At 48.0% G+C, this 15,362-nt stretch carries 13 protein-coding genes; 4 read left to right on the forward strand and 9 right to left on the reverse strand.

Going from position 1 to position 15,362, the window contains the following annotated elements:
• Positions 1-114 precede the first annotated feature (114 nt).
• On the reverse strand, positions 115-1,467 hold the full coding sequence (gene dnaB, locus Q0612_RS10765) for a replicative DNA helicase (protein ID WP_044484143.1): 1,353 nt from the start codon (positions 1,465-1,467) through the stop codon (positions 115-117).
• Positions 1,468-1,666: 199 nt separating this feature from the next.
• Complete coding sequence (locus tag Q0612_RS10770; RefSeq protein WP_298884560.1) at positions 1,667-2,284, reverse strand: YigZ family protein; 618 nt, start codon at positions 2,282-2,284, stop codon at positions 1,667-1,669.
• A gap of 212 nt (positions 2,285-2,496) precedes the next feature.
• On the opposite strand from Q0612_RS10770, the gene Q0612_RS10775 reads away from it, so the two are divergent.
• Both Q0612_RS10775 and Q0612_RS10780 read left to right on the forward strand, forming a co-directional pair.
• Positions 2,497-3,483, forward strand: a complete 987-nt coding sequence (locus tag Q0612_RS10775; protein WP_298884563.1) for a bile acid:sodium symporter family protein — start codon at positions 2,497-2,499, stop codon at positions 3,481-3,483.
• Between the two features lie 118 nt (positions 3,484-3,601).
• Positions 3,602-5,161 carry a ClC family H(+)/Cl(-) exchange transporter gene (locus tag Q0612_RS10780; protein ID WP_298884565.1) on the forward strand — a complete coding sequence of 520 codons (1,560 nt, stop codon included), beginning with the start codon at positions 3,602-3,604 and terminating at the stop codon, positions 5,159-5,161.
• Between the two features lie 65 nt (positions 5,162-5,226).
• Here Q0612_RS10780 and Q0612_RS10785 read toward each other — a convergent pair whose 3' ends face one another.
• The 7 genes from Q0612_RS10785 to Q0612_RS10815 all read right to left on the reverse strand — a co-directional run bounded on the left by Q0612_RS10785 (position 5,227) and on the right by Q0612_RS10815 (position 14,103).
• On the reverse strand, positions 5,227-6,486 hold the full coding sequence (locus Q0612_RS10785) for a serine dehydratase subunit alpha family protein (protein ID WP_293693006.1): 1,260 nt from the start codon (positions 6,484-6,486) through the stop codon (positions 5,227-5,229).
• Between the two features lie 202 nt (positions 6,487-6,688).
• A complete protein-coding gene (locus Q0612_RS10790) occupies positions 6,689-7,978 on the reverse strand; it encodes a diaminopimelate decarboxylase (RefSeq protein ID WP_298884568.1) in 1,290 nt (429 codons plus the stop codon).
• On the reverse strand, positions 7,971-8,678 hold the full coding sequence (locus Q0612_RS10795) for a TrmB family transcriptional regulator (protein WP_298884570.1): 708 nt from the start codon (positions 8,676-8,678) through the stop codon (positions 7,971-7,973). Before Q0612_RS10795 ends, Q0612_RS10790 begins: the two co-directional genes overlap by 8 nt.
• Positions 8,679-8,883: 205 nt before the next feature.
• Positions 8,884-9,930 carry an ABC transporter ATP-binding protein gene (locus tag Q0612_RS10800; RefSeq protein ID WP_298884572.1) on the reverse strand — a complete coding sequence of 349 codons (1,047 nt, stop codon included), beginning with the start codon at positions 9,928-9,930 and terminating at the stop codon, positions 8,884-8,886.
• Between the two features lie 17 nt (positions 9,931-9,947).
• On the reverse strand, positions 9,948-11,615 hold the full coding sequence (locus tag Q0612_RS10805) for an iron ABC transporter permease (RefSeq protein WP_293722512.1): 1,668 nt from the start codon (positions 11,613-11,615) through the stop codon (positions 9,948-9,950).
• 135 nt (positions 11,616-11,750) lie between these two features.
• Positions 11,751-12,788, reverse strand: coding sequence for an ABC transporter substrate-binding protein (locus tag Q0612_RS10810; protein ID WP_298884576.1), 1,038 nt, complete (start codon positions 12,786-12,788; stop codon positions 11,751-11,753).
• A 229-nt stretch (positions 12,789-13,017) separates the two neighbouring features.
• Positions 13,018-14,103, reverse strand: coding sequence for an FkbM family methyltransferase (locus tag Q0612_RS10815; protein WP_293829719.1), 1,086 nt, complete (start codon positions 14,101-14,103; stop codon positions 13,018-13,020).
• A 177-nt stretch (positions 14,104-14,280) separates the two neighbouring features.
• Between Q0612_RS10815 and Q0612_RS10820 the strand changes: the two genes are divergently transcribed.
• Entirely contained in the window at positions 14,281-14,640 is a 360-nt protein-coding gene (locus Q0612_RS10820; protein ID WP_366517760.1) for a metal-dependent transcriptional regulator, read from the forward strand.
• A gap of 27 nt (positions 14,641-14,667) precedes the next feature.
• Positions 14,668-15,321 carry a hypothetical protein gene (locus Q0612_RS10825; RefSeq protein WP_293829724.1) on the forward strand — a complete coding sequence of 218 codons (654 nt, stop codon included), beginning with the start codon at positions 14,668-14,670 and terminating at the stop codon, positions 15,319-15,321.
• Positions 15,322-15,362: the final 41 nt, after the last annotated feature.

A 15,362-nucleotide genomic window follows, 5' to 3' on the forward strand; every position in this document is an offset into this window, starting at 1 on the left:
TACCGAGCGCGTAGTGGACTTTCACCACCTAGTTATCGCCCATGCTGGGCGCACCTCAAAAAGTCCCGAGATGTTAAAATCCCGGGACTTTTATTATGTCGCTGTATTTTATGCTCAGCTTTCGCGCTTCGTAAAGCCGACAAACTTGGTGAACTGCTTTTGGAAGAACAGATTAACGGTATCTACCGGACCGTTACGATGCTTAGCTATAATCAGCTCGGTATGCTTGTTTTCTGTTTCCGGATTGTAGTAATCCTCGCGGTACAGGAATGCTACGATATCCGCATCCTGCTCCAGAGAACCGGATTCACGCAGGTCACTGAGCATGGGGCGTTTAACCTGACGCGATTCAACGCTACGACTCAGCTGTGACAGCGCCAGCACCGGCACATCCAGCTCACGCGCCAATGCCTTCAGCGAGCGGGAAATTTCCGAAACCTCCTGCTGACGGTCGCCGGAATTATTACGCTTGCCGCTGCCCTGCATCAGCTGCAGGTAATCGACAACAATCAAATCCAGGCCATGCTCTGCCTTCAGGCGGCGTGCACGGCTGCGCATTTCCATCGCCGTAATACCTGCTGTATCATCAATATAAATTTTGGCACGGCTCATCGTATCACAGGCATCCCACAGATGCGTCCAGTCCTCGTCATGCATCTCGCCAACGCGCAGGCGCTGGCTGTCGATGCCGGCTTCGGCGCACAGCATACGGTTAACCAGCTGCTCCTTGCTCATTTCCAAACTGAAGAAAGCTACACTGCGCGGCTCGCCGCCGATAGCCTTATGTGCACGCAGTGCCACATTCTGCACAATGTTCAGTGCCAGCGCAGTTTTACCCATGGACGGACGCGCCGCCAAAATAATAAAATCTGAAGGGTGCAGGCCGCTCGTCAGCTTATCCAGATCTGCAAAGCCAGCCGGAATACCGGTAAGGCCGCCCTTGTTCTGCAACAGGCTTTCAATGCTCTGCACGCTATCCATCAGGATATCATTAATCGGCGTAAAATCCGCCTTTTTCTTACGGTTGGAAATTTCCAGGATGCGGCTTTCAGCTGTATCCAGCAGCGTACCGACATCATCGTTGGCCTCGTAGCCCATAGCCGCAATTTCGGTAGAAACACGCACAAGCTGGCGCAAAACCGACTTTTCAGCAACAATCTCCGCATGGTATTTAACGTTAGCCGCTGTCAGTACCACGTTCGCCAGACTAGTGATGTAGGCAATGCCGCCGATATCCTCCAGTTTATTGTCACGCTTGAGGATTTCCGTCACAGTAACCATATCTACTGCTTCATTTTTATTATAAAGCTCCAGCATTGCACTAAAGATAACGCGATGCGCTTCGCGGTAAAAATCATCCGCCGACAGCACTTCGGTCGCCTTGGCAATAGCTTCTTTATCAATCAGCATCGCGCCAAGCACAGCCTGCTCCGCTTCTATATTTTGCGGTGGCACTCTTTCTTCAATCACTCGCCTCTACCTCCTGTCAGTAATCTTTTCATTCATATTATTATACATTACTGCGGACAATTTTTCTATAAAAGCTGAATCTTTTTATTGGAAGCATAAAAAACGACCTCCCGCAAGCAGTCTGCACCGCTAAATTCAGGAGATCGTTTTTTATATGTTGCAAGCATTTTATGCGTTATGCCTGTTGCAGCTAAGGCTACAGCGCCACCTCAGCGAACTCTGTGCCCTCCTGCTCCAGCTCTATCTGCTGATTCAGGTTCTCTGTCAGCCAAGCCTCGGCCTCTGCCTTTTGCTCCGCGCGCATTTTAAGGATAACCTTGGCGCGCAGGTCGTACTGCACATCGGCAATCTCAAACAGCTGCTGTTGATAAAGCACATTCAGAATGCGGCCGACGCTGTTCACATCATATAAAAAGCTGTAATAGCCCAGCAAAATCTTCTGTGCCAGGCCTGCTTCCTTCACTGCGCCTACCACGCTGCCGCTGTAAGCGCGCACCAGTCCGCCTGCGCCCAGCTTAATGCCGCCAAAGTAACGCGTCACCACCGCAGCTGTTTCCGTCAGTCCGTTCTTACGCAGCACCTCCAGCATAGGAATACCGGCAGTACCGCTCGGCTCGCCATCGTCACTGGAGCGCTGTGCCAGGTCATCCACGATATAGGCGGAGCAGTTGTGCGTTGCATCCCAGAACTCTTTTTTTACGGCCTTAATGAACTCCTGAGCCTCTGCTTCGCTGTGAACTTTTTTCAGCGAGCAGATAAAACGTGATTTTTCAATCACAATTTCTTTGCGGTAATCTCTGCTTATAGTATACAAGTAGCGTACCTCCGTCCGTATTTTTCGCAATTTATATTAACATTATAACACAATTCCACCGTTTTTAAAATTTTTTACAGTTTTTTACAGCCAACTCTTTATTTCCTCTTCTGTCTTTGTTATAATAGTGGACATTACAGACAAAGGAGAGAGCATTGCCGCTACTCTCTAAAATTATTATTTTTTTATTAAGGGAAAGAGGTAATTTCATAATGAAACAATTTTGTGCTTTAATCGGCAAATTCTTTGGCATCATCGCCATCGTTTTTCTGGTTCTCGGCCTCACAATGCCGCAGAACTTTTTGTGGGTATTAGGCAAGGTGCACGGCATCAGCGTCCTGAGCTGCATGCTCGGTATCGTAATGTTCGGCATGGGCACCACACTGAATCTGAAGGACTTCGCGCTGGTTCTGAAACGCCCGCTCGATATTCTCATCGGCTGCTGCGCTCAGTATTTCGTAATGCCCTTCCTGGCATACCTGCTGTCCGTTGCCTTCAATCTGGACCCAGCACTGACCACCGGCGTTGTACTGGTAGGCACCTGCCCCGGCGGTACCTCCTCCAATGTAATCACCTTTATGTCCAAGGGCGACGTTGCACTTTCCGTAACCATGACCAGTGTTTCCACTGTGCTTTCTCCGATTCTGACTCCGTTCATCACCTACATGATTATCGGTGAAAAGATTAACTTTGACCCGGTAGGTATGTTCTGGAGCATCGTTCAAATCGTTATTCTGCCTATCTGCTTAGGTCTGGCTGTTAAATCCTTCCTGCCCAAGCTCGCCGAAGCAGCAACCGACTATCTGCCGGCTGTATCCTCCATTGCAATTTCTCTGATTATCGCAGGTGTTATCGGCGCCAGCCGTGACCTGATTCTGAAGGCTCCCGGCCTGATTCTGCTGGTAGTTATTCTGCATAACTGCTGCGGTTACGCCCTTGGCTTTGCCATCGCCCGCTTCACCGGCCTCAGCTGGAAAAAGGCTGTTGCTCTGTCCATCGAGGTTGGTATGCAAAACTCCGGTCTGGCAACCGGCCTGGCAAAAGCACATTTCGCTGCTCTGCCTGCCGCAACCGTTCCCGGCGCTGTTTTCTCCGCATGGCACAATATTTCCGGTGCACTCCTTGCGTGGGCTTACCAAAACTACCTGAATCCGAAATTTGATCCGGATTACGCTAAGGAAGAAGCTGCCAAGGCTTAAATTAAATTTGACCTGAAAATTATTAATAACCTTATGACCGCTACTTCGGTACTGCGTCATAAGGTTATTTTTGTGCTATAATATTAGTTACAAAAATTCGAAGAAAAGAGTTATATTTATGGACGATAAAGAACAAAAATACAAAACCTACCGTTCGCTCAGCGACATGCACCGCTTCCGCCTGCGCCTGTTTGCGGAGGGTATCCTCACCGGTATCTTCGCCGGTATAGTCATCAGCTTCTTCCGCTTCGCCCTTTCGGAGATGGAATACCTGCGCGGAGCGCTCTACAACCGCCTATGGGTGAGCGACTGGAGGATCAACGCCTGCTGGTTCGCCGTGCTCATCGCCATCGCCTTCATCCTGCACAAGCTCAACTGCATCGAGCCTATGGCGGCAGGCAGCGGCATTCCTCAGGTTAAGGGAGCAATTTTAGGCCTGATGAAAATGCGTTGGCTGCACATTCTCTGGGTTAAGCTCACCGCCGGCATCATCGGCATCGGTGCCGGTCTTTCCCTGGGACGTGAAGGTCCCTCCATCCAGCTGGGCGCAGTAACTGCGCAGGGCGTCAGCCGTCTTATGGGACGCACCCGCATGGAAGAACGCTATCTGCTGACCAGCGGTGCCAGCGCCGGTCTGGCAGCAGCCTTCAACGCTCCGCTCGCCGGTGTAATCTTTGCTTTGGAAGAGCTGCACCGCAATTTTTCCATCATGGTTCTGCTGCCTTCCATGGCGGCAGCCTTTACCGCAACTATTATTTCACGCGCCATCTTCGGCCGTGCGACAATTTTTGATATCCCCGACTTACAGCTGCTTCCTATAGGCTATTACGGCATCGTCATTCTGGTTGCTCTTGCCAGCGGTCTGGCAGGTGTTATCTTTAACTGGGGACTGCTGAACATCGGCCGCTTTTACAGCCTGCCCTGCTTCAAGCGCCCTGTACAGAAGATTGCCTTTGCCCTCATCTGCGCCGGTATTTTGGGTTACTTCCTGCCTGAGGTTTTGGGCGGCGGCAACGATCTTATCAACCATCTGGCCAAAGCACCTGTATCCTTGCAGCTTCTGCTGATTTTTCTTGCAGGCAAGCTGATTTTTACGCTCATCAGCTACGGCTGCGGCGTTCCCGGCGGTTTCTTCCTGCCGATGCTCGTTATCGGCGCTCTCTGTGGCAGCATTTGCGCCCAGATTCTGATTATGCTTGGCTGGATTGAGCCTGCATATGCCACAAATATTATGGTTGTTGCTATGGCGGCGCTTTTTGCTTCTTCCGTACGCGCGCCTATCACAGGCACCGTACTAATTATGGAAATGACAGCCAGCTACCAACAGCTGCTTTCGCTGGCAATTGCTGCCATGGTAGCCTTCGTCATTGCGGAGCTGTGCCACAGCAAGCCTATCTACGAGGAGCTGATGCAGCGCATGCTGCGCAAAAAAGCACCGGAGCCGGCTGTGCTGGAGCAGCGCAATGTTATCGAGCTGGCAGTTTGCAGCGGCAGCAGTGTCAGCGGCAAGCTCATCAAGGATATCCCCTGGCCGCCCAACACACTTCTTGTAGATGTCAAACGCGGTGAATCCCAAGTTATTCCGGCAGGTGATACACGCCTGCTCAGCGGCGATTTCATCTATGTGCTCACTGCTACCGAACACGTGGAAGAGCTTACTAAAATGGTAGAAGAATAATTATCTGCTGGACATAAAAAACAGAGAGTCTGCTAAAATAGCAGACTCTCTTATTTTTGCCTTGATTACAGGCCAAGCATTACATCAATAATTTCTTTATCGGTTTCTACCATGCCCTGGCTGGCAATTTTGCCAACTGCAGCAATAGTTTCATCGGCAGTATTTTGGACAATGCCGTCACCGCCAGCAAAGTTACGCTCGGCAACGGACATATCAACGCCCATCAAACCGCCTTCAACAGCCATAGCAATTTTAGCTGCGCAGGAGGATTTAGCACCGTCGCAGATAATACCGCTGTTGATAGCCAGAGCATTTTCTACAGCATGCTCAATCTGGTCATCAGTGCAGTCATACAAGAAAGCGATTGCCGCACCTGCACCGCAGCCGGCACTGATAGCACCGCAGTATGCGGACAGCTTTCCGATACCCTGCTTCAGGTAGATGGTAACCAGGTCGCTCAGCAGTACTGCACGCAGCATTTTTTCTTCGCCTGCAGCCAATGCATGTGCATAAACAACAACAGGAACGGAAGCGGTAATACCCTGGTTGCCGCTGCCGGAGGTAATTACTACCGGAAGCTCGCAGCCGTTCATACGCGCGTCACTGCCTGCAGCAGCGCTGGCACGTGCGCGGATACGCAGGCTGTCGGGGTCACGGCGCAACAAAATCTTGCCGATGCTGGCACCGTAATCATTAGTCAGGCCTTCTTTGGAAATAGCCATATTGAAATCAATCTGACGTTGCAGCAGATGCTTAACATTATCTAACGGCATATTGCGGGCCGCATCCAGAACGTCTTCGATTCTCCACAGGCTCTTTGCCTCTTCTTCGGCAGGTACAATCGGTTTTTCCAAAATAGTAACGCCGTTTTTCTTGATGCAGGTAACATTAGTGTGGTCTGTGCGGATAGTTACCTCGGCATTATTGCCGCCTGCTGCCAGGAAAATGCGGATATAGAAAATATCCGGTTCTTCGGAAACGTGAATATTAATCTTGCCGGATTCAGCCAAAGCCTTAATTTCAGCCTTTTGTTCCTGGTTAATATAAGCCAGAACCTCCAGCTGACGCTCGGAATGAGCAGCAACAACACCGGCAGCACAGGCAACCTCAATGCCCTTCATTTTGTTGGTGTTCGGAACAACAACGCTCTTAACGTTTTTGATAATATTACGGCTAACCCAAATTTCGATCTCCTCCGGGAAAGCTCCCAACTGCTCGCGGCATACAGCAGCACAGTAAGCAATGGCGATAGGCTCGGTACAGCCCATGGCGGGAATAAGCTCCTCCGCCAGCGCCTCCTCGTAAACAGCATATTTATTTTGCATAAGCACATCCTCCAAAATTCGGCTGCATTCCCTCACAGCCTGATAATTTTTTCGAAAGCATTATTGCCTAAAGCTTCCGACAATTCACTATATATTTTAAATCAAAAGCAGCTTTCAGGCAAGTGCTTATATCACACAATAACAAAGGACCGAAGCCCTCAGGCCTCAGTCCTCGTGAAACAACGTCACTAAGCGTTGCTTTTTACATTTTAATCTTTGCTTCCTCTGCCAGCTTCGGTCCGTACTCGCCGAAATCGAAGGTAGCAAAATAATCTGCCGGGGTTTCTGCACGACGAATCATTTTCACACTGCCGTTCTCCTGCAGCAGCAGCTCAGCACTGCGCAGCTTGCCGTTATAGTTATAGCCCATGGAGAAGCCATGTGCGCCGGCATCATGAATAAAGAGCAGGTCACCGATATTAATTTCCGGCAGCATTCTGTCTACGGCAAATTTATCGTTGTTCTCGCACAGGCCGCCGGTTACATCATACTTATGGTCGCAGGGAGCGTTTTCCTTGCCCATAACAGTAATATGATGATAGGAACCATAGATAGCGGGACGCATCAGGTTAGCAGCGCAGGCATCACAACCGATATATTCTTTGTAGATATGCTTTTGGTGGATAGCGGTAGTTACCAGAGCACCGTTCGGTGCCAGCATATAACGGCCAAGCTCGGTGAACAGCTTAACATCACCCATGCCTGCCGGAACGAGTACCTCTTCAAACACCTTGCGCACGCCTTCGCCGATTGCCAGTACATCGTTATCCTGCTGCTCAGGCTTATAGGCAATGCCGATACCGCCGCTGAGGTTGATAAAGGAGATATGCGCGCCGGTTTTTTCCTTCAGCTCAACTGCCAGCTCGAACAGAATACGTGCCAGCTCCGGATAGTATTCGTTGGTAACAGTATTAGAAGCTAAGAAAGCATGAATACCGAAATTCTTTACGCCCTTGCTCTTGAGAATTTTATAAGCTTCGATAATCTGCTCATGAGTCATACCGTATTTTGCATCGCCGGGGTTATCCATAATGTTGTTGGCAATGGCAAAATGTCCGCCGGGATTGTAACGGCAGCAGACGGTTTCCGAAATATCGGCAACCTTCTCCAAAAAGTCAATATGAGTAATATCATCCAGATTGATGGTTACATTCAATTTACGAGCCAATTTAAAGTCCTCTGCCGGAGTTGCATTGGAAGAGAACATAATCTCGCTCTCCTTAAAGCCTACGGCATCGCTCATCAAAAGCTCGGTATAGGAGGAACAGTCGGCACCGCAGCCCTCTTCGCGCAGAATCTGCAGCAGATAGGGGTTAGGTGTAGCCTTTACTGCGAAATATTCTTTAAAGCCATTGTTCCAGGAAAAAGCCTTGTTCACCAGACGCGCAGTGCGACGGATGCCGGCCTCATCATAAAGATGGAACGGAGTAGGATATTGGGAAACGATTTTTTCTAATTGTTCTTTAGTAACAAACGGAATTTTCTTAGACATTCATATCACCTTTCTGTAATTTAATCAGCGCAATTTCATTCTGCAGCGCTTCCTTAAATAAATCAACTAAATTGCGTTTGCAGGAATACAAACAGGTTGAATCATCATCATTCTGTAAATCCCCTGTCAAAACGGTGTGTGAATCGGCAATCAGACGAATCTGCTCGCTTTGCTTATTTGTTCCGTAGCAGATTGCTCCCGGCAAAGAAAAGCTTTTATCGCCGATAACTACTACCTTCAAGCCACGTTGCAAAGCAGCCTGCAGCTCCGGCAGCAGCAGCTCCAGCATTCTGCTGTTAGCCGACAGATAAATTCTTGCCTGTGCCTGACGCACGGTATTGCGCAGTTTATTTATAATCTCTTGCGCACCCTTGATGGTGATATACCCCTCAGGATCATTGTTCAGCACCGGTAGCTGCTGGAGTATATCTTTTTTTATCTCCTCCAGACAACTGATTTTGTTGCTGCAAAACTCAGCAGCAGGCACCGGAGTATAGCGCGTTACCTTGCCCTCCTCCAGCACATACGCTGCTCCCTTATCCACCAGTCCTGCCAGCGCAGTGTAGGTGTTAGAGCGCGAAATGCCGGTCTGCTTGGCTGCTTCGTAGCCGGTCATCTGACCGGACTTCAGCAGCAGCACATACAGCGTTGCTTCCTGCTTTGTTAAATTAAAATTAGTAAGACCTTCAATTAAATTCATAAAACCCTCATTTAGCTCTTCGGCTTTTGCGACGGAACTTTTATGCGCTTTATGCGTAAATTTATATTATTGTTCCTGTTTAAGACCACTATACTACTGTTAAGCCGAGTTGTCAATAGCTAACCACAGTTTTTTTATGTTTTTTTACACAAAAAAACGGAGATAACAGTAATTTAATCCGTTATCTCCGTCTTATATTTTCAGCTTAGTTTCTGTCGAAAACCATTACTCTGTCAAAGTCCAGATATACCCTAGAGCCGTCGGGAATTGCATCAAGATCTGCGCCCTTAACGATAACGCGGATGTCATGGCCGTGAACGTTTACACGATAGTCAACCGCATCGCCCAGATAGAAGCGGTGAGTTACCTGGCCTTCCATCTGACCGCCGCTGAGGGACATGGTAATATTCTCAGGACGTACGGCAATTGTTGCTTCGCCGGTAACCTTAGCGGTATTCGGGAAGGAAACATTGCTTCCCTTAATGAATACTCTGTCACCCTTAACCTCGCCATCAATAAAGTTAACCAGACCGATGAAGTCCGCAACCATTTTGTTGGCAGGCTTGGTATAAATTTCGTGCGGTGCGCCGATTTGCTGTACAACGCCGGCACTCATAACAACTACGCGGTCGCTCATTGCCATTGCTTCGCCCTGATCATGAGTTACGTATACAACAGTAATGCCCAGTTCTTTTTGAATAGCAAGGATTTCAAAGCGCATGGATTCACGCAGCTTAGCATCCAGGTTAGACAAAGGCTCATCCAAAAGCAGCAGTCCGGGCTGTGCTACCAGGGCACGCGCCAAAGCTACACGCTGTTGCTGACCGCCGGACAGCTGATGCGGATAACGCTTGCTGTATTCACCCAGATGAACCAGCTCCAGCATCTTCTGTACGCGTTCTTCGCGTTCCTTTTTATCTACCTTTTGAATTTTCAACGGATAGCCTACGTTTTCGGCAACAGTCATATGCGGCCAAACAGCATAGGATTGGAATACCATACCGATGTCACGTTTTTCAGGCGGAGCGAAGTTGCCTTTAATAGAGGAGCTTACGCAGTGGTCACCGATATAAATTTCACCTTCGGTAGCACGTTCAAAGCCTGCAATCATGCGCAGGGTAGTGGTTTTACCGCAACCGGAAGGACCGAGGATGGAAACAAATTCGCCATCCTTTACAACTAAATCAAAATCGTTTACGGCAGTTACAGCGCCGAAACGTTTAAATACATGCTCAATTCTTACCTCAGCCATTTATTACACTCCTTTAATTAAATACCTACGTTACCCTTGGAAACCTTATTCAGAATCAGGTTACCAATCAAAACAATCAGCAGAATGATTACAGAAAGCACAGAAGCGTTCTGCGTATCTGCATAGGTCTGCAGTTCATACAGCAATACGCCGATGGTCTTGGTATCACTGCCGTACAGGAGCAGGGACATAGTCAGCTCGTAGAAGGACGGCATGAAAATCAGGAACCAGCCGGCAACTATAGACGGTGCAATAAGCGGCATGATGATATCCTTGCAGCAGCGCAGCCAGCTGGCGCCGGAATTTAGTGCAGCCTCCTCCAGAGAGATGTGCACCTGGCTCAGCGAAGCGGCGATTGTACGCACAGACATCGTCATATATTTTACCAGATAAGCAACTACCATAATCCACATTGTGGAATACAGGTTCAAGCCAAAATTGCCGCTGAAGGTAATAATCAAAGCCAGCGCAATAACGATGGACGGGGTACTGCCACCGATAACTACCAGCAGGTCCGGCAGGCTGCGACCTTTGATTTTTGTTTTAACTGCGAGATATGCAATAAAGATGGAAATAAGCGTGCCGATGCAGGCAGCAATAACAGCGTAAACAACGGAATTCCAAACGCTTTCCATGTACTGGGAGCTGGTGATAACCGGAATCCAGGCATCAAAGCCCAGGTTATCCAGACCAATCGGCTTGGACAGGGTGATAATCAAGCTGGTAAGCACTATGGAGCCCAGCGGAATGATAATGGAAATCATGCTGTAAGCGCCAACCAGGCAGAAGCAGGGCCATTTCCATTTGCCCAGCTCTACAATGTTCGGACGGGTGCTCTTACCGCTGATAGTGGTGTAATCCTTTTTGCCTACCATCCAGGTCATACCGAACAGCAAAATATTGGCCAGGAACATCAGGGAAGCAGCCAGCGCCGTCGCATCACGTACGCCCGCAGTATCGCCCATGTAAATATAGGTTACAATACGCGTGGTCATTACTTCGATATTACCGGGCATGCCTACGATAGCAGGAATACCGAAGCAGCTGCCAGCAGCAATAAATACCAGCAGGCCGCCGGCCAGAATGGAAGGAGCCATCAGCGGCAAAGTTACGTCAAAAACAGTACGCATCGGAGAAGCACCGCTGACACGCGCAGCTTCTTCCAAAGTCGGATCCATTTTCTCCATCGCACGGGAAATGGTAATGAAAGCAAAGGGAGAGTAGAACAGAGTCAGTACCCAGCCTAAGCCGGCCATAGTATAAATGTCAAAGGGCGCTGTTTCCAGGCCAAAGACAAATTTAAGAATCTCATTCAGATAACCTACACTGGGGTTCAGCAGCTGTACCCAGGCAATAGCTCCTACATACGGCGGAATCATATAACTGGATACCAACAGAGTACGGTAGATTTTTTTACCGGGCATATCGGTACGGCCAACTAGCCAGGCCAGCGGGAAGGTAATCAGCACACTGACAATCATAACGCCCAAAGACAACTCGATTGTATTCGTCAACGCACGCCAGTTGACATCCTGGCTATATACATTGCGATAGTTTTCCAAGTTAATTGCGCCATCCAGCATGATGCTGTCATACAGCAGAATTCCCATCGGGAAGATAACAAAGTATAAAAGCAACAGCACGGAGATAGCGATAACAATAAATTTACTGTTTATTCTTGACATAGAACGCTTCTTTCTCCTTTTTTAATACCTCAGAGCAACACCAAAAGCAAGCTTTCGGCCCCTCTTTATTGAGCAGAAAACAGGGATGGCCTGAAAGGTCTCCCTGTTTCCGCTATAATTTAACTTAGCAACGCATTATTTATCCATAACTCTCTTACGGAATTCTTCTTTGATTTGAGCATTGTTGTTAGCCAGCTTCTGCCAATCAACTTTAATTCTGCCCTCAACAATTTTCTTAGTATCTTCAGCACCGGTAGGAGCTTTTACGTCGCCACGAACGGAGTGCATCCAGCCTTTAACAACTGCTTCCTGACCTTCTTTGGACAGCCACCAGTCAACCAAAGCCTTTGCACCATCAGGATTCTTGGTATCCTTGAAGATAGCAATCGGGGAAGGAACGTTGATTACGCCGTCGGTCGGGTAAACAATCTTCAGAGGCTCTTTCTTGGTATTAGCCAGCTTCAGGATGTTTTCTTCCAGAATCATTACAGCTGCATATTCGCCGGTCAGCAGCTTGTTCTGAATAGCGGAGTTACCTTCTTCAACGCGCAGGCCGTTAGCCTTCAGTTTATCGAAATATTCCCAACCGTATTTGTCAGCCAAAGCACCAACTGCTACATAAGCAGTACCGGACAGCATCGGGTTAGGCATAGCAATTTTGCCTTTCCATTTCGGATCGGTCAGGTCGGTCCAGTTTTTCGGAGCTTCTTCAGCTTTCAGCTTATTGGAGTTATAAGCAATGATCATATTGGAGATACGAACGCCGTACCAGTTGCCGTCTTTGTCTTTTTCGCTGATAACGTTAGCATCTTCTTTGGATTTATACGGTAACAGCAAGCCTTGCTCCTGCAGCTTCAGATAGTAGGACGGATCAGCAACCATCAGAACATCTGCAGCAATCTTTTTAGCTTTGATTTCGCCGGTAATCTTGGTGATAACTTTTTCGGTACCGCCCTGGAACCAGTTAACCTTCATATCTGGGAAAGCTTTTGCTACGTTAGGTTTGCACATATTGTCGATAATATCAGGATAAATAGAGGTATAAACCATCAAGCTGCCTTTTACGCCAGCAGCCTTATTGTCTGCTTTTTTGTCGCCGCCGCCGCAGCCAGCCAAAGCTACAGATAAAGCCAACATTGCTGCTGCACCAAGCATCCATTTAGATTTTTTCATTTGCATACACTCCTTTTTTTGCATCGTCGTTGAAAATTATATTTTAGTGTGTTCCCATTCTACACCCATATTTGATAAATTCGTTGCAGGTCAGTTTTTACCTGCTTACACTTTACATTATTTTTACAAATAATTAACTTTTTGTGTCACTTTGACATTTATTAAAAGGACATTCCACCACTATATTACATTTGACATTTTTTGTCCTACATGGACCTTTAACGTCCCACTATTTTTCGATGCAAATAAAATTCAGTTCCCATGCAGGCACATAAGGATGCTTACGCAGATAAATCTTATACTCCGGCACCAGCTCCCACAAAAGCAAAGGCAAACGGAATAAATCAATATCATAATGGTACGCTGCCACAAACAGCTTCGGCTTACAGCTGCCAATGGTCTGCCTGCCTCCGGCAATAGCCTGCACCTCTGCCCCCTCGACATCCATTTTAACTATTGTCACGTCGCGTCCCGCCGCCACGCTATCAATCGTCGTCACTGGCACAGTTTTCTTCTCAGCGCCGATAAAGGTTGATTGCCTGCCGCCGCTGTCACTGAAGCCCAGCTCACCCTGCTCGTTCCAGATTCCTGCCTCACGTACCTCAACCGCCAGTCCTTTCGCCGCTAGCTCGTCTGCCAGCAAGCGTAGCTTGCGGCAGTTGCGGCGGTCCGGCTCTACCGCCAGCACCTCACGCCACTGCCAATCAGTCAGGCGTCCAAGCTCCTGTATCGTATCACCGTTATAGGCTCCAAGATCAAGATACACTTCATTAGATGTTGGTTGCAGCAACGTCCTGATATCATCCTCACGCTGCGTTTCACAGTCAAAAAGATAGCTTATCTTGCCGCTGAGCTTATAGTTCAACGTATCAGCAAACACTCTGCGTGACTGTTCATCAGCCAGTCGGTCATAAACCTGCTGCAATTGCTCCTCGTAGCGCTTAAGCCAGGCAGCACTTACAGTTTTCTCCTCGTCAAACAGCGGCAGATGCGGCGCCACCACCTCCTGCTCAGCAGCCAGCTGCGCAAAACGCTCCAGCACCTCCGGTCTTTCGCTGGCAAAGGCAATGACAACTAAAAGCTCATTGCCCAAACGTTCGCACAAAGCGTCATAACGCTCCACCGTAAAGCCGCGAAACTGCTGACCGCGGACAAATTCATCACTGGCAAATACACCTTGTACCTGCACGCTATTTTTCTCGCACCAATCAAGAATTTTATCAGCGCCATTGCCCATTCCATAAAGCACTATCGGCTTATGTGTCTGACGTAAAAGCTCCCAGACGCTCTTTGCTTCCTGCATAAAATTTAGCATAACATAACCTCTTTCCGTCTAATCATCTATTTCAGATAGCCTCAGCTTACTCACCAGGCGTTTCTTTCTGTTTTTTATTATACACTATCTTAGCTAGTGACGTTAACCATTAAATGTGTTAAAATAATAGTAATCGAAATGTTACATCTAATTCTGATGGAGGTTATAAAAATGTCACTGCTAGAATCCGGAGAAAATTACTTAGAAACTATTTTAATCCTAACAAAACGCAATGGCAGCGTACGTTCTATTGATATTGCTGAGGAAATGAATTTTACCAAGGCCAGTGTCAGCCGCGCCATGAGCATTTTAAAGCGTGATAACTATATTATCATGGAGCCGGACGGACGTATCCTGCTTACTAAAGACGGACAAAAAAAGGCTGCTGCAGTTTATGACCGTCACGTAACCCTGACACGTTTTATCAACGAGGTTTTGGGCGTTGACGAAGTAATTGCCGAAAAAGATGCCTGCCGTATCGAGCATATTATCAGCCCGGAAACCTTTGCCGGCATCAAGGGTATGCTGAAGGATTAACCTGAGGACGCTTTTGGGAGGTCTGCCATGAAAAAATTATCCCTGTTCCTGCTTACGTTTATTATGCTGCTCTGCGCCAGCGTTTCCTGCTTCGCTAACCAACCCTATAAGCATCCTGACTACAATCTGCATACAGTGAAAGAGATTCATATCACCCAGATTGATAATCTTGAAGGAGAGCCGACGCGTCGCTTCAAGATTGATGAAAATGCAGAAACAAAAGTAATGGCTGCCATTTTACAGGCTGCAGGCCGACAAAAGCTGATTGCTACAGACGAAACACAAAAGCCTCTGCCGGAATATCATAATGTTAAAGCCAGCCAGAAAAATTTAGCGCCCAGAGATTTAGAAATGCGCGTTACCATTAATCATTTCGGCTACCATACTGTTCGTGTTCCCGGTCATTTTGAAGATTACACTACCCAGGAAACACATTATTACTATGACAAAGAGGGTAAACGCCACTACTGGACGGAAGACGTTGTCCGCCAGCGCTGGGTATCGGAAAGCTATCATCCATATGCCTATATGAGCATGATTTATAACTTTTACGATATGGACGACGGCACGCTCGTCGCTTCGTTCAGTGACAGCCGCGACCGCGAATATGAAAACGATCCTGCAAACGGTATGCTCGGACGCTCTCTGAAGGACTGTTTTAGAAAAATCTTTAAGAAATAACTTTGCAACAGACTGCTGATAACAGCAGTCTGTTTTTTTAC

Source organism: uncultured Phascolarctobacterium sp., assembly GCF_937920985.1.
In the GTDB taxonomy this organism is placed as follows: Bacteria; Bacillota; Negativicutes; order Acidaminococcales; family Acidaminococcaceae; genus Phascolarctobacterium_A.